This is a genomic window from Salipiger aestuarii, assembly GCF_003259905.1.
Classification (GTDB): domain Bacteria; phylum Pseudomonadota; class Alphaproteobacteria; order Rhodobacterales; family Rhodobacteraceae; genus Salipiger; species Salipiger aestuarii.
The window spans coordinates 1-18,625 of record NZ_QLMG01000061.1 but is presented as its reverse complement, the minus strand read 5'-3'; the positions used below and the strand labels follow the sequence as shown (position 1 = coordinate 18,625).

Below are 18,625 nucleotides of genomic sequence, written 5' to 3'. Positions count from 1 at the left end.
CGCTCCCGTCAGCGCCCCAGTGGGACATTTCTACCTGGTTGCAACAATGCGGCGGGCGCGACATCATTGTGCAGATGCAGCGACGCGGCCGCCTTGAAGGACTGCCGGCGCAAACAGGCAATTGGGCTTGCCGGGGTTGTGTGCTAGGCCGCACAGGCAGACCCATCGGATTTTCGCGACACGAGGATTTATTTTGTCCAGCACCCAACCCAGTCCTGACGGCCGGGCCAGCCGGGCCGGTCGGGATTGCCTGATCGGAAGCACCGGTTTCGTCGGTGGCGCACTGCGCCGCCAGCATGAATTCGCAGGTCATTATACCAGCCGCAACATCGCGTCGATCGGAGAACAGGCCTGGGGCACGGTGGTCTGCGCCGCCGCGCCGGGGTCGATGTTCGAGGCCAACACCGCCCCCGAAAGCGATGCCCGCAAGGTTGCTGCGCTGTGCGACGATCTGGCCAGGCTGCGCGCCGAGCAGGTCGTGCTGATCTCGTCGATTGCGGTGCTCGAGGATTTTGCTGGCCAGGATGACGAAGGCACGACCCGCTTTCAGCAGGCGCTGGCCTATGGCCGCAACCGGCGCGCGCTTGAGATTTTCTGCGCCGAGCGGTTCGACGATTGCCTGATCGTGCGCCTGCCCGCCCTGTTCGGGCCGGGGCTGCGCAAGAATTTCATCTTCGATCTGATGAACCCGATGCCCAGCATGCTGACCGCCGACAAGCTGGCGACGCTGACGGATCGGCTTGATCCGGCGCAGGCGGCGGTGCTGACGGGGCTGTATCATCCCGACCCCGCCACCGGCATGCTCAAGCTGGACCGCCCCGCCCATGTCGCGGGGCCTTTGCGGGCCGAGTTGGATGCGGCGGTCAGCGCGCTTGGCGCGTCGGCGACGCAGTTCCACAACCCCGAAACCACCTATCAGTATTACGATATCATGCGCCTGTGGCAGGACATCGCCATCGCCCAAGGCGCGGGGCTGGGCCTGGTTCACCTGGCCACCGAACCGCTGCGGGCCGACCGGATTCACCGCCGCCTGACCGGGCAGGACATGCCCGCGACCGGTGCCCGCCTGCACCGCGAAGACATGCGCACCCGCCATGCGGATCTGTGGGGGCAACAGGGCGGCTATCTTCAGGATGCCGACGGCGTGCTGGACGCGCTGGCCCGGTTCCACAAAGGATAAGCCCATGCAGATGTCGATGTCGAACATCGCCTGGCTGCCGGATGAACGGCTTGCGGCCTATGATGCGATGGCCAGCGCCGGGATGACCGGGCTGGAAATCGCGCCGGGCCTGTTCTTTCACGCCGCCGAGGATCCTTTCGCGCCGTCCGCCCTCGTCGCCGCAGCGGCGCTGGATGAAATCGCGGCGGCGGGGCTGTCGCTGGTGTCGATGCAGGCGCTGCTGTTCGGGGTGACCGGTGCCGCCGTGTTCGAGGATGACACCGCGCGCGCCCGTCTGCAGGCGGGGATGGGCCGGGCCATCGACCTGGCCGGCCGGTTCGGCATCCCGAACCTGGTGTTCGGCTCGCCCGGACAGCGCCGCATCCCCGATGGCATGGCCGCGGACGAGGCCCGCGTCATCGCCGCCGCGCTGTTCCGCGATCTGGGCGATCATGCCCATGCGGCAGGCACCCGCATCGCGATGGAGGCCAATCCGGCGGGCTATGGCACCAACTTTCTCAATACGCTGGAGCAGTCCATTGATTTCGTGGGGTTCGTCGACCACCCTGCCATCGTGCCGATCCTGGATCTGGGGGCAATGCGGATGAACGACAGCTTCGAAACGGTCCCGGACCGGGTCGCAACGCTTGGGCCCCGGCTGAACCACGTGCATGTCAGCGAGCCGCAGCTTGCCCCGGCGCCCGCCCCGGACACCGACCTTGCCCCGGTGCTGGCCGCGCTGAAGGCGTCGGGCTATGACCGGGCCGTATCGATCGAGATGAAACGCGCGCCCGATGGGCTGGCCGAGGTTGTTGCCGCCGCCGGGCGCCTGTCGGCGGCATGGCAAGGCAGCCTGTCGTGACCCGGATCGAAAACAGACGCGAGGATATTCTGGTGTCGGTCTGTTTCAGCGACCTGCCGTCAGACCCGGAAACCTTTGCGGCCCTGCGCGCGCTGGCCGACCGGCTGGACGCCCGGTTCCGGTTTCGGGAAATCATCGTGGTGGCGGATGCCGACACCCACGAAGCCTATTTCCCGCTGGTGCAGGCGGTGGCCAACCTGCGCCTGTTGGCGGTGCAGCCCGGCTGCGGCTATTATGACAAGCGCATCGTGGCCGCCGAAGAAGCCATCGGCGACGTGGTGCTGCTGACCCGCAGCGAGGACATCGGCTTTCTCGATCCCGTCGCGATGGTTGAACGGGCGGTGGCTGGAAACCGGGCCATCCTTGGCGTGCGCCCGGCGCCCGCGCTGGCCCGTAAGGGGCTGTGGGCCCCGGTGACCGTTCTGGGACGGATGACCGGGTTCAAGGTCGGGCCGCGCGATCTGCAGACCATCGCGCTGCCGCGCACCATGCTCAACCAGTTGTTGGCCCACCCCAACCCCGACCTGGCGCTGCGCTTTCCGCCGCGCGATCCGCGCTTTCCGCTGGCCTTTCTCGAAGCCGCGCCCGGCATCGCGCAAAGCCGCGGCAGCACGCTGCTGCAGCGGGTTCAGCTGGTTCAGAAACTGCTGATCCATCTGGCCCCGGCGCTGCTGTCAGTGGTGACGATCACCGCGGCGCTGCTGGCGCTGCTGGGGGTGGCGTTCGTGATCTATGTGCTGGGGGCGTGGGTTCTTGTCGACGAACTTGCGCCTGGCTGGCTGACCACATCCATGATGCTGAGCCTGACGGCATGCTTTCTGGGGGTGTCGATCCTTGGGCTGAGCCTTGGGTTGCAGCAGATCATCGCCCGGCAGGACCAGGGCACGCTTGGCAATCTTGCCCGCGAGGTGAACCGGATCGACCTGTTCGGCCAGGTGGCCTCGGATCTGAACGTCGATCATGACAGCCTGCCGCCTCAGCCTGCCCCGCGGCCCATGGAAACGTCAGATGTCAGACAGCGAGGATAACGCCGATTTCCTGGTAATCGGGGGCGGCTTTTACGGCTGCTGCCTGGCGCTGTTCCTGGCGTCGGTGTCGGACCGGGTGACCCTGGTCGAAGCGGGCGACCGTTTGCTTGGCCGTGCCTCGCGGGTCAATCAGGCACGCATCCACACCGGGTTTCACTATCCGCGCTCTGCGCTGACGGCGGTCAAATCCATGGTGCTGCACCGGCGCTTCATCGAAGATTTCCCCGAGGCGGCGGTCAGCGATTTCCAGATGCTGTATGCCATCGCGCGGCGCGGATCGAAGGTGCCCGCCAAGCGGTTTCACCGGATGTTCCGCGACATCGGCGCGCCGATCGAACCGGCGCTGCCGAGCCAGACGGCGCTGTTCGATCCCGCCCGCATCGAGGCGGTGTTTGCCTGCCGCGAGGCGGCGTTTGATTATTCCGTGCTGGCCCGCCAGCTTGAAGACAGGCTGCGCCGGGCCGGGGTCGACCTGCGCCTTGGGACCGAGGTCACCGGGCTGCGCGACACCGATACCGGCGTGCTGGCCGAGCTGTCCGGCGGTGGCGCCCTGCGCGCGGGCCGGGCGTTCAACGTCACCTATGCGCAGGTCAACGCGGTGCTCGATCAGGCGCAGCTGCCGCGCGCCCAGCTCAAGCACGAGCTGGCCGAGATCGCGCTTGTCGCGCCGCCGCCCGAACTGGACCGGATCGGGGTGACGGTGATGGACGGGCCGTTCTTTTCCTGCATGCCCTACCCGTCCGAGGGGCTCTATTCGCTGACCCATGTACGCTATACGCCCCATGACAGCTGGACCGACGACAGCGGCCTTGGCGATGCCTACGGCCATGTCGCGCGCCAGAGCCCCGAAAGCCGGGTGGTGCACATGATCCGCGATGCGCAGCGTTACATGCCCTGCCTTGCCAAGGCCGAATACCGCCGGTCGCTGTACGATGTGAAGACCGTGCTGCTCAAGAACGAAGACGATGACGGCCGCCCGATCCTGTATCAGCGCAAGCCCGAAAACAGCCGCGTCGTGTCGATTCTGGGCGGCAAGATCGACAATATCTACGATCTGTTCGATCTGGCCCGCGCCACCACCCCCGGATTGGCCGCGGCCAGCGACGCGCTGGTTCTGGGAAAGGCGTGCTAGATGGAAATCCTGCGTTTTTTCAGTGTTTCGGTGCTGGGCGTGGTGGCCGATCTGGCCATCGCCTGGACGGCCGCACAGCTTTTCGGGCTGCCTTTGTGGCTGGGGGCAACCATCGGATTCACGGCGGCGGCGGCGGGCAATTATGCGCTGCACGAACGCTGGACCTTTCGGCGCGACGCCGCCGGGCTGTCGCGGCGGCGCGGGCTGCAATATCTGGCCGTGTCGGTGGCGACATTGCTGACGCGGCTTGCGGTGGTGATCGCGCTTGAACGCACCCTTGGCGGAGCATGGCCGCTGGCCATCCTGATCGCGGGGGCCGGCGTGTCGTTCCTTGTCAATTTCTTCCTCAGCAAGTTCCTTGTCTTTGCCGGACCGGACTCGAAACGGACCCAATCATGACCCAGACCCCAGTTGCCGCCACCCTCGATGACAGCCGCTGGCAGCTACCGGCCAGCACGCAGGCGATCCTGTCCGACAAGCGCCACGCGCATGTTCTGGTGATCCCGGTGATCAACGAGGGCGAGCGTATTCGCGGCCAGTTGCAGCGCATCCACGACGCGGGCCTGCCGGTGGACGTGGTGATCGCCGATGGCGGCTCGACCGACGGCTCGCTGGCCGTGGATCACCTGCGCGCCACTGGCGTGCGCGCCGTGCTGACCAAGACCGGCCCCGGCAAGCTGAGCGCGCAGCTGCGCATGGCCTATGCGTGGTGCCTGCAGCAAGGCTATGACGGCATCGTCACCATCGACGGCAATGGCAAGGACGGGGTCGAGGCGGTGACGCAGATGGTCGACAGGCTGACCGAAGGCTACGACTATGTGCAGGGCTCGCGCTACATGCCCGGCGGGCTGGCCGAACACACCCCGCTGGAACGCACGCTGGCCAATCGCGCCATCCACGCCCCCGTGCTCAGCCTGTCGGGGCGGCACTGGTTCACCGACACCACCAACGGTTTTCGCGGCTATTCGCGCCGCTACCTGCTGGACCCGCGGGTGCAGCCGTTTCGCGACATCTTCGCGCGCTACGAGCTGCTGTTCTACCTGACTGTGCGCGCCGGGCAGATCGGCATGAAGGTCTGTCAGGTGCCGGTGCAGCGCCGCTATCCGCCCAACGCGGCCGTGCCGACCAAGATCAACGGGCTGTCGGGCAAGATCTCGATGCTGGGGCAGACCTTCGCCGCGGCCATGGGGCGGTTCGCGCCCTGAGCGCCTGTGCGGCCCCCGCATTCGCAGTTGACGCCACACCGGTCCGGAGAGGACAGCCATGCCCCAGGATAACTCCACCCGCCTTGCCACGTCCCCGTCAGGCGCATCCCTGTCCGGCCCACTACCGTCCGGCCCGCCCCGGTCTGCGCAGATCGGCCTTCTGGTCCTGGCGGCGGTGCTGGTCTTCGGGGCGGTCCAGCTGTATTTCTGGACCGACCGCGGCCTTTGGATCGACGAGATTTCGCAGTTGCTCAACTATCCGCTAGACAGTCTCGGGCAGGCCTTCGGCCCCCTGCCCGAGGCGCAGCAGGCCGCGCCGCCCCTGTTCAACCTGCTGTTCCATGCCATCGCGGGCCTGCCGGTCAGAGGCATGCGGATCGTGATGGCCGGGCTGACCCTGATGCTTCTTGGGGCGGCGCTGATCGGGGCCTTCGGACGGCGCCCGCTGCCGCTGGCGGCGGCGCTGCTGGTGCTGCTGGGCAGCACCAACTTTCTGGTCATGGCCACCGACCTCAAATTCTATGCCTTCGACATCGCGGGCTTCGCGATCTTTTCGGCCTGGATCCTGACCCGCGACCGCAGCAGGGCCTTCGGCCCGGCGGATGCGGCGCTGATCGTCGCGGCAATGCTGCTGGGGGTGTCGACCATCGTGGGCGGCTGCGTCGTGGTCGGGGTGTTTTTCGGGCTGCGGCTGAGGCAGCACCGGCTGCGCGCGCGGGAAATCGCGCTGGCCGCGCTGGCCGGAGGGCTGGCCTTTGGCTACTACCTTCAGATCAGCTATGCGACCGAACTCCAGATCGCCTCGTTTCCCGACACCTATGGCGGGCTTTACCTGCGGGCGGTGTTGCGGTTCCTGCAAGCGGGTTACAAGCTGTTCGAGATCGAGGGCGTCTTTGTGCTGCTGCTGCTGGGCGCCGTGCTGGTGCTGGTGCTGCGGCGCCTGCAAGGGCCGGCGCGCGCGGCGCTGGTCGGACTGATTGCGTTCGGGGTGGTCGTGTCGGTGGTCTTTGCCGTACTTGCGGCGATCGGGAAATATCCCGCCTCGAGCGATCGCCACGTCGCGTGGATGCTGGGGATCTGCACGGTGCTGGCCGGGGCAGCGGCGGACGCGGCGATGCGCCCCGAACTGCAGCGCCCCCGCCGTCTTGCCGCCGTGACCTCTGCGCTGCTGGCGCTGGCGCTGGTCGGCCCCGCCCTGCGGAGCGCGGCGGCATGGCCCGCCGCGGTCGAAGAGGGCGCGGCAGAGGATATGGTCGCCACCCTGGCCGAACTGCCGCCAGCCGACGTGCTGCTGTATTATGGCGCGCCGCGGCTGGTGTCGCTGGAGCTGGCGCGGGGCGCGCCGATCGGCCAGCACCGCTATGCCCCGCTGCTTTCGACCCAAAGCAGCATGGTCGCCCCGTCGTCTTTCGGCCCCTCCTGGATGAAGATGGACGACGACAGCTTTTCGCGTGCCGTGGTCGACATGCTGCGCGACGATCCGGATGCCTGGGCGACAATGGTCATCTTGCTGCGCCTGAAAGAGGATTTCCGCCCCCTGGCGCGGTTCGTCCTGGACGCGGCACCGGGCGGCGGAGCGCCCTTTTACGTCGCGGCGATCCATGTCCCCTGGGACGAGACCCGCAGTGACATGCGCGCGCGCGGCTTGATGCAAGTGCTCGACGAGCGCGGCTGCGCCTATGCGCCGCTGAAAACCTTTCCGCAGGTCCGCAGCCCGGGTTTCGTGATCGAAGTCACCTGTCCTTGACGGCGGACGGGAAATGCCCGCGCCCCTTATTCCGCCCCTTATTCCGCGACGTGTTCCGCCCCGGGGGAAAGCCTGTCACTGCAGGCGCTGATCGCCCCGGCAAGGGCACGCTGCCCCTCGGCAGAGGGGTGAATCGGATCCCGGTATGCGGTTTCGGACCGAATGAACGGGGCTTCGTCGATCACTGTCGTAGCGCCGGCCGCCTCACGGATCGCAACGAACCCTGCCGCGCGCACTCCGGTCCGGTGCTCCTCACGGTTGGGGTGCAGCACGACGCAGACGGGAACCGGCAGGGCGGAAAGCGCCCGCACGGCGTCCAGCGCGCTGGCGGCGATCGGGGCGGTTTCGGAAGGGGGCACATCGCCCTTCACGGCTGCCCCGCCAGCGCTCAGATGCGCCAAGTATCTTGGAAGATAGCGAAAAGCAGCCTCGGTCAGCGCAAGCAGCGGCGCGCTTTGCGGATGCGTGCCCGGGTTGAGCGGCTGGAAGCTGGGCACGTCGGCGGCGTCGTGGCTCGACAGGACGACCACCACAAGATCCGCATCGAACAGCCCGAACCTGTCGACATAGGCAAGCATGTTCTCGGGGCCCCAACTGCCGGCAGACGCATTCAGAACCCGAATGCCGTCTTTTGTCAGCAGCGTGGTGGCAAGGTCGGCCTGATCGGTGAGGCTGCCGCCGTTCAGCACGGAATCCCCGATCGCGAGCACGCGGTATTCGCCTTCGGGCTTCGTGGGGGGGGTGTCGTCGCTTCTCATGCCATAGTGGTTGAACCGCTGGTGGTTGCCAAAGCGCATCATGTCCTGATCCGGGGCGAACATGTATTCGATCTCTGGATCGGACACGTAAAGAGGCGGCGTTCCCAGCCCCAACCCGGCGCGGGCATAGAGTTCAAGCGCCGCCAGAGCGCCAAGCAGGATCGTAGCCCCCACGGCAGCCTTGCAGGTCTTGCGCATGTGATGTCCGCCTTTTTGCCGAATCTGCGGCCGATTGCCGGACCGGCACGCATGACCGGCGCTGTTGCCACGAAGATCGCGCCGCAGCGCTCGGGCACACGCATAGAAGCAGCCGACGCGAAAGGTCAATCGCGATGCCGCCAGACCCGGCCAGGTTTCCGCAGGCCTGCCGCACAATGCACCGTTTTTCCGAAACTAGTCGCATGGGTCCCGCCCGTGCTGGCATGAGCCACCGATCATGATAGGGTGCAGGCGCACGGGCGTCCGCCACGGCTGCGCCATGCGACGTTTCCGCCCCAGCAGACAGCCGAGCCGCAATGATCCCCTTTTATCTTCTGAATTGTCTTGGCCTGGTGATTGTCTTCGATGCCGGAGACGCGCACCCCTTTGCCTCGGTGCTGCTGGCGATCAGTTTCCTGGTGTCGCTGGCCTGCTTCACCTATGCGGTCTTTTCCCGCAGCCTGTCGGCGACAAGCTTTGCCTACCTGCTTTATGCCACCTACGGGTTCATCCTTGCCGGGCTGATGCAGGTGCGCAGCGACAGGTTCTACTGGATCAACAACGCGGTGCGGCGCGAATACATCCCCGACGCGGCGGTGATCGTGCTGCTGTCGACCCTGGCCTTTGCCCTTGGCTATTTCTGCCGGGTCGCCGGCCGCCCCGCCCCCGTCGAAAAGCCCTTGGCCGAGGTATCGCCGGTGCAGCGCGAACGCATCGCGCGGGCGACCTTTGTCGTCTGCCTGCTGGCTTTTTGCTATCTGCTGCTGGGGTTGCGAACCTACGGGGTTCCCGCCTTCATAGGCACGCGCTTCACCACCGGGGTCGCGCTTGCGTCCAGTGGCGGCAGCACCGCCACCTACGGACTGGTCTTTACGCTGACCCGCGGCATGGCAATCGCCTCAATGGTGATTGCGGGCTATGTTCTGCTGCGGATGCGCATTCGCAACAACTGGACCCTGGCCGCCATGGCGCTGGCTTGCGTGACGCTGTGCATCGCCAATTTCCCGCCCGCCCTGCCCCGGTTCTGGCTGATCGCCACGGTGCTTGCGGTGCTGATGAGCACCGCCAAAGGCTGGTTCCTGCGCTGGAAGACGGTGCTGTTCGCCGCCGCGCCGCTGCTGATGTTTGGTCTGCTCCCGTTCTTGCAGGCCTATAACCGCCGGACCGAAAGCGTCAGCCTGAACGTCTCGTTCACCTCGCCGCTCGAAGGCATGATGCACGGTGATTACGATGGCGTGCAGGCGGTTGTGAACGTCTTTGGTCTGGTCGCGCAGGAAGGGATAAGCCTTGGCAGCCGCCTGCTGTCGGCGCTGCTGTTCTTCGTGCCGCGGTCGGTCTGGGAGGGCAAGCACGAGCACACCGGTTCCGAGGCGGCCGAACTGGCAGGGTTCAACTATCTCAACATCAGCGCGCCGTTGCCGGCCGAACTGTTCGCCGATTTCCACTATGTCGGGGCAATTGGGGGGATGCTGCTGTTCGGCTGGCTGATCCGCGCGCTGGACGATGGCTATGACGAGGCGCGCCGACCGGTGATCAGCATGATGGCGGTGATCATGGCCGGGTTTGCGCCAATCATCGGGCGTGGCCCGATGCTGGGGGTGATCGCGGCACCTGCCTCGGCGCTGTTTCTGGTGGCGCTGTGGTGGGGCCTGTCGCGGCTCGTTCTGGCGCGCCGGCACGGCCATGGCCCCGTGCAGCCAATGGAGCGTCCAAGATGAAACGGCGCGATCTGCTTCTGGGCGGCGCGCTGCTGCCGCTGGGCCATGGCGGCGCGGCGCGGCAGACTCCGGACGGTGCGCAGCCCTTCACCCCGCCCCCGCAGAACGCACAAGCCCTGCGGCAGGCCTCCGACCTTGGGGGCCATCTGGCGGCCATGGGGCTGGTGCCGGGGGATTGTTTTGCGCTGATGGATGGTAGCCGCTACGCGCTGCTGCCCCCCGAGGCCGAGGATCACGACCTGCCCCTGCCCGAAGACGCGCTGACCCAGAAGCTGCGGGTGCTGCCGTCGGAGGGGCAAATCCTGCTGGCCTCGTGGGGGGTTGCGCCGCTGTCACCCGCGCGCAATGGCCCCGACCCGCGCAGCGCGCCGGATGTGTCCGAGGCGCTGTCGCGGGCGGTGGCGCGGGCCATGGCCACCCATGCCGAGCTGGTGCTGCCGCCGGGCATGTTGCGGGTGCGCCGCCCCGGCGCGCTGCTGGCGCGCAGCCTGTCCGGGCGCCACGACGGGCTGCGCATCACCGGCGCGGGACAACAATCGACCGTGCTGGTCTATGACCCCGAGGATGCGTCCGAGCCCTTGCTGTGGAACAACAACGCGGTGCTGGGGCTGCGCATCGCCCGGATGACGCTGTACACCGATGTGCCCGGCGCGGTGTTCGCCCGGATCTACGGCAGCGGCATTTCGCAGGATCACCAGTTCATCGACATGGCCTTTCGCGGCCGCTGGGGCATCGGGGTCGAGATGGTACCCGACCCCGACACCGGGTCCGCCGGCAACAACAATTCCGAATTCCTGTTCGACCGGGTGCACAGCGGGGTCTATCTGGACCCGTTCACGCTGCTGCTGGGCCGGTCGTCGGACCAGAACCTGAATTACTGGTTCCACAACTGCAAGCTCTGGGGCTGGGTGACCATTGCCCGGCTGCACAAGGGCGGGCACCTGCATATCTCGGATTGCGACGTGTCGGGCTATGCGCCCAAGGCGCCCAACTACCTGGTCGAACTGCTGGGCGATGACCACGCGCGCGGGGTCTGTGCCTGCACCATCCGCAGCCTGCGGGTCGAGCTGAAGACCGCGCAGGCGCTGGTGCTGCGCTCGGAATGGCCGTCGGGCAACATCGAGATCGCTGGGCTGGACCTGTCATCGCAGACATACCGCATGACCCCAGGCGCCCCGGTGATCGACCTTGCCCTGGGCGAGGGGCGCGGGCCGATCCTGTCAGTGTCGGATTCGCAATTCGCCGGGCAGCTGCGGGTGATAAACCACCACCCGAGAGGGTCCGATCAGGCGCTGATCGCCTTTACCCGCTGCAGCTTCTTTCATGGGGCTGGGCCCGACGAGGTGGTGATCTATGACGGGTCCATGGCCCCGCGGCGCATCCCCGACATGATCTTTCGCGATTGCCGCGGCGCGGGGCGGCGCGACCGGGGCCTGTGGGATTGCAACCTTGGCGCGCTGCTGGGCGGGGCCTGCCGCATCGACAGCCACCAAGCGCTGCAGCCCGCCGACGGCAGCGCGCAGCGCCTGCCCAGGGGCGCGCGGATCGAGGCGCTGCTGGACCCCGCGACCCTGGCCCCGACGCCGGGCCTGCGGCTATGGTCCGGGGCGCGCGACGTGACCCCCGAACCGGGCCGCCCGCTGCCGGTGTCGGACGGCACGCCACTGGCCTTGCGCCCCGAGCCGGGTGCGGCCCTGACCGGCATGTGCCTTTTGCGTTACCTCGCCTGATCCGGACCCGGCCACGGGGGCGGGATCGGGCATCTTTTTCCTTGCACCCACGGAAGGCTTGGCACTACCCCCAAGACAGTCCGACCGACCGCCCCGTTCCGAAGCAACCTTCCGAGGGTCTCCTTGCAACAAAACCCTGCAACCCCGACCGGTTCCCTGCATGATGAGATCGGGCCGGTCCTGAAGGCTGGCCTGTGCGTCGGATGCGGCGCTTGCGCGGTGCGCGCCCCCGATGCCATCCGCATGAGCCGCGACAGCGATGGCGTGATGCAGGCGGTCATCGCCGATGCTGCAGCGCTGGATGCCGAGCCGGGCGGCGTCTGCCCGTTTTCCGACGCCACCCCCGACGAAGGCGCCGTCGGCACGCGGGTGTTCGGCACCGATGTGCCCGCCGATCCAAGGCTGGGCCGGGTGCGGCGCAGCTATGCGGGCTTTGCCGCTGCGGCGGATTTCCGCGCCAAGGGCAGTTCGGGCGGCATGGCGACCTGGGTGCTGGTCGAGGCGATGCGCCAAGGTATGATCGACGCGGTGGTGAACGTGCATCCCGCCAAGGACGGCGGGCTGTTTAACTTTGCCGTCGCCCGCAGCGAAGCTGAAATCCGCGCCGGCGCCAAGACCCGCTATTATTCCGTCAGCTTCGACACGGCGCTGCGTGATGCCATCGACGGCAGCGGGCGCATCGCCTTTGTGGGCGTGCCCTGTTTCGTCACCGCCGTGCGCCATCTGGCCGCCGCCGATCCTGCGGTGGGGGATGCGCTGGCGCTGACCGTAGCGATCATCTGCGGCCACATGAAATCGCCCGGTTTTGCCGAAAGCCTTGCCTGGCAGGTGGGCGTGGCCCCCGATGACATCGCGGCGGTGGATTTCCGCGTCAAGCAACCCGACCGGTCGGCCAAGATGTACGGGTTTTCGGCCATCTCCAAGGCCACGGGCGAGACGCGCATGAAACCCATGGCCCAGCTGGCCGGGCGGCGCTGGGATGGCGGCTATTTCCGCCTTGCCGCCTGTGATTTCTGCGATGACGTGGTGGGCGAGACCGCGGATGTGTCGTTCGGCGATGCCTGGCTGCCGGAATATGACGCCGATCCGGGCGGCACCAACGTGGTCATGGTGCGCAGCCCCGCCATCGAGACCCTGATCGAAACCGCCCGCACGCGCGGCGACGTCACGCTCGACGATATCGGCCATGACCGCGCCGCTGCTTCGCAGGCGGGGGGATTTCGCGACCGGCGCGATGCGTTGGCCTATCGGCTGTGGCATGCGGACCGCACCGGGCGCTGGCATCCGCGCAAACGCGTTACCCCCGGCGTTTCCAACATCGGCCGCATCCGCCGCCTGATGTACCGCGTGCGCATGACCGTCCGCCGCCGCAGCTTTGCGGCGCTGCGGCTCAGCAAGACGGTGGGCAGCATCCTGCCCTACCGCTACGAGATGACCGCCTGGCACAAGTTTCAGGTCTTGCTTGGCAAGGCCGATACAAAATTCGGCAAACCTGTTTCGAAAAAGTGAAGATCGAGAACCCCCAAATGCCTGCCCAGAAGACTTCCCGTAAAATCGTGTTTTCCTTTCAGCTGCTGACCAATATCGGCTGCGAGATCATCATCCGCGGGTCCATCGCCTTTCTGAAAAGGGCCTATCCCGATCACGACCTGACCTTTGTGGTATCAAGTTACCACCCCGAACGCGACCGGGCGCTGCTGGCGGATGTGTCCGGCGTGCGCGTGGTGCCGATGCTGGAACGCAAGCGCTATGTGCGCGGCGTGCTGCGCAAGACCGGGCTGTTCATCTCGCATTGGACCCCGCGCTTTGCCAGCCGCGAATTCAAGTCGGCGGACCTGTTCTGTTCGGTGGGCGGCGACATCTACACCATGTTCGGCGATGCCCTGCCCGAGGATTGGCTGGGCTATGAATCCTACGCCACCCGCCACGGCATTCCGGCCATCATGTTCGGCGCCAACATGGAACGCTTCGAGGTGCTGTCCGAGGCGCATCGCACCCAGCTTCTGGACCACCTGAAACGCTTCCGCCTGCTGGTGGCGCGCGACCAGGGCACCGCCGACTACCTGGCCGGGCATGGCATCGCGGACAATGTCGCCATCTTCCCCGATCCGATCTTTTCGCTGCGCCCGCAGACGGTGTTCGAGCGCCGCAAGGTGCACCGGATCGGCATCAACTTCACCCCCTTCCTGCTGGAGAAATTCGGCGACGGCATCGTCGATCGTTATGCCCGCATCACCGAAGAGCTGGTGCGCCGCGGCTACGAGGTCAGCCTGGTGCCGCATGTCTCCTCGCCCGACGGGCGCGGCACCCAGCATGACCCGCGCTCGTTGGACCGGCTGCATGCGGCGCTGGACCCCGACATCGCGGCCAAGGTGCAGGTGTGGCACGGCGAGATGTCCTTTGCCAATGTCTCGCAGATGCTGTCCGAGCTGGACATGTTCGTGGGCGCGCGGATGCACGGCTGCCTCAGCTCGCTGACGCTGGGCAAGCCGGTGTTCTTCGTGGGCTACAGCCGCAAGGCCAAGACCATGGTGGATTGGCTGAAAGCCGCCTCGCCCTTCAACGACATGGCGCAAAGCTTTTGCGTCAAGGATGGCGACAAGGTCGAGGTGAGAGATATCGAGGCGCTGATTGCCGATCACGATGCCTGGGCCGCAGCCGGGGACACCCCGGTCACGGTCGATACGCGCGGCTGGCTGGACGGGCTGCCGCTGTGGCAACAGATGCCCGTCCTGAGCAAGGCCTGAGCCACATCATGACCGACACACCCGGCGATTCCGACCCGGCCACAGACAAGGACTCCGCAGGCAAGGACTCCGCAATCAAGACCAACGGCGCCCCGCCCGCAGACGCGCAATCGTCGGGGCGCACCGCCGCGCGCGGCATGGCCTGGACAGCGCTGTCTCTGGTGGTGTCCAAGCTGCTGTCCTTTGGCAGCCAGGTGGCGCTTGGCTACCTGCTGGCGGTGGACACCTATGCGGTCTTTGCGCTGCTGACCACGGCGATGATCTTTGTCAACGGATTCCAGAACCCCGGTGTGTCCAAGGTGCTGATCCAGCAGCATGACCGCCTGGATGAGATCCTGCCCGATTATTCCGCCTTTGCGCTGTGGCTGGGGTCGATCGGGCTGGTGCTGTTTCTGGTGGTCGGCATCGGGTTCGAGATGACCTACGACGTGCGCCCGCTGTTCTGGGTGATCGCGCTGGCCGCGCTGAGCATCCCGCTCAAGGCGGCGACGACGGTCTATATGGCGGTCATGAGCGTCAACTACGATTTCCGTGCCATCAGCATGGCCGAGATGAAACGGTCGCTGTTTTACTACATCGTGCTGGTTGGCGCGGCGGCGCTGGGGGCGGCGGGCTATACCATGGCGCTGGCGCTGGTGGGGGCGACGGTGGTGCATGTGGTGCTGCTGAAGCGGGCGACGCCGGGGCTGCGGCTGTCGTGGAAGCTGTCGCCGCGCCGGTTCTGGCAGATGACGGTGGAAATGCGCTGGGTGCTGCTGTCGGCGTTTCTGTTCGCGCTGGGGATGAACGGCGATTACCTGCTGCTGGGCGAGATGCTGACCGCCGAGGAGCTGGGCTATTATTTCTTTGGCTTCACGCTGGTTGCGAACCTGACGGTGATGATCTCGATGGGGATCAACCAGGCGCTGCTCCCGCTGTTTTCCAAGCTCAAGCACGACCTGCCGCAGCTGCGCCGCCAGTATCTGCGCATCAGCGGCGCGGTCACCCTGATGATGAGCATCATCTGCATTGGGCTGGTCGGGGTCGGCCCGGTGCTGGTGCATCTGGTGTGGGGCGGCAAGTGGGACCCGGCGATCGTCGTGGTGGTCAGCATCGCGGCGATCCTGCCGGTGCGGCTGACGGCGAACCTGGCCGGGGTGGTGTTCGAAAGCCAGGGCGCCTGGGGCTGGCGGCTGGTGACGTTGATCTGGGATGCGGGATTCATCCTGCTGTGCGCCTTTGTCGGGGCGACACTGGGCGGGTTCACCGGGGCCACCATCGCGGTGGCGTTGCAGCGGCTGGTCAGCGGTTTGCTGACCTTTCCGCTGGCGGCAAGCAAGATCGGCATCGCGCCGCGCCGCACCGCCAGCTTCTTTGCGCGCTGCTTCACCGTCTATGGGATCGTGGTGGCGGCGATGCTGCTGGCCGACCCCTGGCGCGGAGTCACGGTGCATGAAGGCACGCTGATCCTGCGCCCGGTGCTGGAAACCAGCGCGGCGCTGGCGGTGTTCCTGGCCTATAACCTTGCTTTCAACCGCGAATTGATGATCGCCATGCTGGGCATCCTGCGGCGGAAAAACACCCCATGACGTCAAAGCCTTCGCATCTTTTGTTCATCCTTGAAGGCAGCGAGGGCTACGGCGTGATGCGCGTGTGGGACACGCTGCTTGGCGGCTTGCCCGCGCGCGGACACCGGGTGTCGGTGCTGTTGCTGCGCGACAATGACGCGCTGCGCGCGCGGCTGGAAGCGCAGGGCATCGACGTGCTGCATCTGCCAGTTGCCTCGCCCTCGCCGCGCGGCACCGGGGCGGCGCAAAAGGCATGGGCGCTGGGGCGGCGGGGGGCGGCGCAGGTGGGACTTGCCCGCCGCCTTGCGCGGGAAATCCGGGCGCGCGGCATCGACACCATCGTGCTGCAAAGCCCGCTGGCCACCATGCTGGCGGCGCTGGCGGCGCGCGGGTCGAGCACGCGTGCCTTCTGGCTGATGCCCAATTCGGTCAGCTCGGGCTATCCGCTGGATTTCAACCGGCGGCTCTACCGGGCGCTGTTCCGGGCCGGGCCGCTGATCCCGGTGGCCAATTCGCATCACACCGACGGCACGCTGGGGCCGGGGCGCTATCGGCGCCATGTGCTGCACCTGGGCATCGACACTGACCTGTTTTGCCCCGGCGCCGGTGTGGGCGTGCAATCAAGGGTCGCGCTTGGCATTCCCGAAGACGCGCCGCTGCTGGGGTTGCTGGCGCGGATCACCCCCGAAAAGGGCCAGGCCGAGATGATCGAGGCGCTGACCCTGGCCGGGGGCGACGCGCATCTGCTGCTGTGCGGCGGCCCGCTGGAAAGCCGCTTTGCCGGCGCTCTGCGCGACCAGGTGGCGCGCGCCGGGCTGGAAGGCCGGGTGCATTTCGCCGGGCCGCAAGCGGATGTGATCCCGTGGTATGCCTTGTGCGACGTGGTGCTGAACACCCGCACCGATCCCGAACCCTTCGGCCTGTCGGTGATCGAGGCGATGGCCATGGGCAAGCCCGTGCTGGCCCACACGGCGGGCGGGCCGTCGGAAACGGTGATCGACGGGGAAACCGGCTGGCTGATGCCCGCCCCCACCGCCCCCGCCTATGCCGAGGGGCTGGCCCGCGCGCTGGCCGACCGGCCCCGATGGGCGGATATGGGCACGGCGGCCACCGCCCATGCCAGGGCGCATTTTTCCGAAAAGACCATGCTGGACGGGTTGGAGACGCTGCTCAGTCGCTAGCAGGTGCGGCGCGTGGCCCCAGGTCGCGCAGCGGGTTGCCCGCGCAGATCCGCGCCGGCGGCACATCACGCAGCACCAGCGAGCGCGCGCCGATCACCGCCCCCTGCCCCACGCTGACCCCCGGCCCGACGAAACAGCCCGCGGCCAGCCAGCTTTCGGCCCCGATGCGCACCGGGCGGCAATCATAGCGGAAATCGATCTGGCGGTGATCGTGCGAGCCGGTGCAGACATAGCAATCCTGCGACACGCAGGCATTGTCGCCGATCTCGATCTCGGCCAGGGAATACAGCTCGGCGCGATCGCCGATCCAGGCGTTGTCGCCGATGCTCACCCGCCAGGGATAGGTGATGCGGGCCGAGGGGCGGATCTTGACCCCCTTGCCCACGCGGGCGCCGAACGCCCGCAGCACCATGACGCGCCAGCCGTGCAGCGGCTGCGGTGACAGCCCGATCAGCACCGCCTGGGCGATCCACCACAGCTGCACGAAAAGACCCGAGCGCCCGCGGAAACCCGCGGGCACCCTGAATTGGCCCAGATCCTGGTATGTCGCCATCCGCAAGCCCTTGCACCGTTGCGGGCAGACCCTAGCAGATCCGCCCGCCCGCACCAGCGCCACGCCGCCGTCAGCAGAGGAATTCCACCTCGGCGAACATGCGGCCGACCTGGTTGGCCACCCCGTTGGCATCGCGCAGCCGCAGCGTCTCGTTTCCGGCCCCGACCGAATGGCAGCGGGGCAGATCAAGATACATCACAGAGCTCAGCGCGTGGTTTCCGGTTTCGGCAATCACGTTGCCGCCCCCGTCCAGGACCTGGAAATTCACCTGCACAATCGACGACAACGGCACCCCGGGATTGCGGAAGACGACCCGGGTGACAAAGGTGCCTGCGGGCACCCTGGCCGTGAACTCCGTGCTCGACTGCGGCTGGCCCGCCCCGATCGAATCCCGGAACACGAAGGACCGCTTGCCGCAATGGCTGTTCATCGCCCAGCGGGACCCGAAGACCGCATCCCAGACCACGATATTGCCCGAGGTGTTTGCGTTGCTTGATCGGCAACGATCAAGTCCGACAAGCCAGGTGCCACCATAGCTTGAACGGCTGAAGCGTAGGAAGTTGTCCGGAGAGGTCTGGCGAATGAGGCAAAGCCGGTAGGCAGCGTTGTGCTCATAAACATGCGAGCTTGCCCCGTTGGCATAAAGATGCCGGCCGATCAGATCGCAGCCTTCGAATAGAACGGTCGGCCCCTGATCGTTGCCGCTGCTGAAATGGGCATTGGTCACTGTTTCGTACCCGGTCGGCGTTACCGCCCCGCAATCGACATCTCTGAACGACACGGTGCCGTAGTTCCATTCGCAATAGATCAGCTTAGACAGCAGGTTCTTGTGCTCCACCCGGCCGCCGGTCACCGTCAGACTGCACACGCCGCGCGCATGATCGGTGCCGAGCAGTTCGAACAGCGGAGCCCCGTTGCTCGACTGGTTCAGCGTCATGCCGGGGGCCAGACCCGACCAGTCGCAATTGACGAAGTGGAAATGTCCGCCCTTGCGGGCCCGCAGGAACTGGCCGTCATACAGCCAGAATTTGCAGTTGGTGGCCCAGTAGTTGAGAAACTG

At 66.8% G+C, this 18,625-nt stretch carries 16 protein-coding genes; 13 read left to right on the top strand and 3 right to left on the bottom strand.

What is annotated here, in order from left to right; all coding sequences use genetic code 11:
* Positions 1–193: 193 nt before the first annotated feature.
* From ATI53_RS20330 to ATI53_RS20300, 7 genes are read left to right on the top strand one after another with little or no spacing between them, the layout of a single operon-like run.
* Positions 194–1,180 (top strand): Rossmann-fold NAD(P)-binding domain-containing protein, encoded by a 987-nt coding sequence (locus ATI53_RS20330; protein ID WP_009503061.1) that lies wholly within the window; start codon positions 194–196, stop codon positions 1,178–1,180.
* Between the two features lie 4 nt (positions 1,181–1,184).
* Complete coding sequence (locus ATI53_RS20325; RefSeq protein ID WP_111551221.1) at positions 1,185–2,021, top strand: sugar phosphate isomerase/epimerase family protein; 837 nt, start codon at positions 1,185–1,187, stop codon at positions 2,019–2,021.
* Positions 2,018–3,049 carry a hypothetical protein gene (locus ATI53_RS20320; protein WP_009503059.1) on the top strand — a complete coding sequence of 344 codons (1,032 nt, stop codon included), beginning with the start codon at positions 2,018–2,020 and terminating at the stop codon, positions 3,047–3,049. Before ATI53_RS20325 ends, ATI53_RS20320 begins: the two co-directional genes overlap by 4 nt.
* Positions 3,030–4,181, top strand: a complete 1,152-nt coding sequence (locus ATI53_RS20315) for an FAD-dependent oxidoreductase (RefSeq protein WP_111551220.1) — start codon at positions 3,030–3,032, stop codon at positions 4,179–4,181. The genes ATI53_RS20320 and ATI53_RS20315 overlap by 20 nt, the downstream gene beginning before the upstream one ends.
* Positions 4,182–4,580 carry a GtrA family protein gene (locus ATI53_RS20310; RefSeq protein WP_111551219.1) on the top strand — a complete coding sequence of 133 codons (399 nt, stop codon included), beginning with the start codon at positions 4,182–4,184 and terminating at the stop codon, positions 4,578–4,580. It begins immediately after the preceding gene.
* Positions 4,577–5,386: a glycosyltransferase family 2 protein gene (locus tag ATI53_RS20305; protein ID WP_009503056.1), complete on the top strand. Its 810-nt coding sequence runs from the start codon at positions 4,577–4,579 to the stop codon at positions 5,384–5,386. The genes ATI53_RS20310 and ATI53_RS20305 overlap by 4 nt, the downstream gene beginning before the upstream one ends.
* A 58-nt stretch (positions 5,387–5,444) precedes the next feature.
* Complete coding sequence (locus ATI53_RS20300) at positions 5,445–7,133, top strand: hypothetical protein (RefSeq protein ID WP_111551218.1); 1,689 nt, start codon at positions 5,445–5,447, stop codon at positions 7,131–7,133.
* A gap of 38 nt (positions 7,134–7,171) precedes the next feature.
* Here ATI53_RS20300 and ATI53_RS20295 read toward each other — a convergent pair whose 3' ends face one another.
* On the bottom strand, positions 7,172–8,089 hold the full coding sequence (locus ATI53_RS20295) for an SGNH/GDSL hydrolase family protein (protein WP_111551217.1): 918 nt from the start codon (positions 8,087–8,089) through the stop codon (positions 7,172–7,174).
* Between the two features lie 317 nt (positions 8,090–8,406).
* On the opposite strand from ATI53_RS20295, the gene ATI53_RS20290 reads away from it, so the two are divergent.
* From ATI53_RS20290 to ATI53_RS20260, 6 genes are all read left to right on the top strand, one after another.
* On the top strand, positions 8,407–9,807 hold the full coding sequence (locus tag ATI53_RS20290) for a hypothetical protein (protein WP_111551216.1): 1,401 nt from the start codon (positions 8,407–8,409) through the stop codon (positions 9,805–9,807).
* Complete coding sequence (locus ATI53_RS20280) at positions 9,804–11,537, top strand: hypothetical protein (protein WP_146609978.1); 1,734 nt, start codon at positions 9,804–9,806, stop codon at positions 11,535–11,537. The genes ATI53_RS20290 and ATI53_RS20280 overlap by 4 nt, the downstream gene beginning before the upstream one ends.
* 243 nt (positions 11,538–11,780) lie before the next feature.
* Positions 11,781–13,046, top strand: a complete 1,266-nt coding sequence (locus ATI53_RS20275; RefSeq protein ID WP_146609977.1) for a Coenzyme F420 hydrogenase/dehydrogenase, beta subunit C-terminal domain — start codon at positions 11,781–11,783, stop codon at positions 13,044–13,046.
* Positions 13,047–13,063: 17 nt separating this feature from the next.
* Positions 13,064–14,284, top strand: coding sequence for a polysaccharide pyruvyl transferase family protein (locus tag ATI53_RS20270; RefSeq protein ID WP_146609976.1), 1,221 nt, complete (start codon positions 13,064–13,066; stop codon positions 14,282–14,284).
* Between the two features lie 8 nt (positions 14,285–14,292).
* Positions 14,293–15,852, top strand: coding sequence for an oligosaccharide flippase family protein (locus ATI53_RS20265; RefSeq protein WP_111551211.1), 1,560 nt, complete (start codon positions 14,293–14,295; stop codon positions 15,850–15,852).
* Positions 15,849–17,012, top strand: a complete 1,164-nt coding sequence (locus ATI53_RS20260; protein WP_111551210.1) for a glycosyltransferase family 4 protein — start codon at positions 15,849–15,851, stop codon at positions 17,010–17,012. The genes ATI53_RS20265 and ATI53_RS20260 overlap by 4 nt, the downstream gene beginning before the upstream one ends.
* Here ATI53_RS20260 and ATI53_RS20255 read toward each other — a convergent pair.
* The gene (locus ATI53_RS20255) at positions 17,002–17,565 is read right to left on the bottom strand and encodes a WcaF family extracellular polysaccharide biosynthesis acetyltransferase (RefSeq protein WP_009504478.1); all 564 of its coding nucleotides are present in this window, start codon (positions 17,563–17,565) and stop codon (positions 17,002–17,004) included. The genes ATI53_RS20260 and ATI53_RS20255 overlap by 11 nt on opposite strands.
* 70 nt (positions 17,566–17,635) lie before the next feature.
* A partial coding sequence (locus ATI53_RS23460) for a hypothetical protein (RefSeq protein ID WP_205912168.1) occupies positions 17,636–18,625 on the bottom strand: 990 nt, incomplete at its 5' end.

Coding starts and splice junctions, on each gene's coding strand:
- ATI53_RS20325 (WP_111551221.1), top strand. CDS start 1,185: ATGCAGATGTCGATGTCGAACATCGCCTGGCTGCCGGATGAACGGCTT.
- ATI53_RS20315 (WP_111551220.1), top strand. CDS start 3,030: ATGTCAGACAGCGAGGATAACGCCGATTTCCTGGTAATCGGGGGCGGC.
- ATI53_RS20310 (WP_111551219.1), top strand. CDS start 4,182: ATGGAAATCCTGCGTTTTTTCAGTGTTTCGGTGCTGGGCGTGGTGGCC.
- ATI53_RS20305 (WP_009503056.1), top strand. CDS start 4,577: ATGACCCAGACCCCAGTTGCCGCCACCCTCGATGACAGCCGCTGGCAG.
- ATI53_RS20300 (WP_111551218.1), top strand. CDS start 5,445: ATGCCCCAGGATAACTCCACCCGCCTTGCCACGTCCCCGTCAGGCGCA.
- ATI53_RS20295 (WP_111551217.1), bottom strand. CDS start 8,089: ATGCGCAAGACCTGCAAGGCTGCCGTGGGGGCTACGATCCTGCTTGGC.
- ATI53_RS20290 (WP_111551216.1), top strand. CDS start 8,407: ATGATCCCCTTTTATCTTCTGAATTGTCTTGGCCTGGTGATTGTCTTC.
- ATI53_RS20280 (WP_146609978.1), top strand. CDS start 9,804: ATGAAACGGCGCGATCTGCTTCTGGGCGGCGCGCTGCTGCCGCTGGGC.
- ATI53_RS20275 (WP_146609977.1), top strand. CDS start 11,781: ATGAGCCGCGACAGCGATGGCGTGATGCAGGCGGTCATCGCCGATGCT.
- ATI53_RS20270 (WP_146609976.1), top strand. CDS start 13,064: ATGCCTGCCCAGAAGACTTCCCGTAAAATCGTGTTTTCCTTTCAGCTG.
- ATI53_RS20265 (WP_111551211.1), top strand. CDS start 14,293: ATGACCGACACACCCGGCGATTCCGACCCGGCCACAGACAAGGACTCC.
- ATI53_RS20260 (WP_111551210.1), top strand. CDS start 15,849: ATGACGTCAAAGCCTTCGCATCTTTTGTTCATCCTTGAAGGCAGCGAG.
- ATI53_RS20255 (WP_009504478.1), bottom strand. CDS start 17,565: ATGGCGACATACCAGGATCTGGGCCAATTCAGGGTGCCCGCGGGTTTC.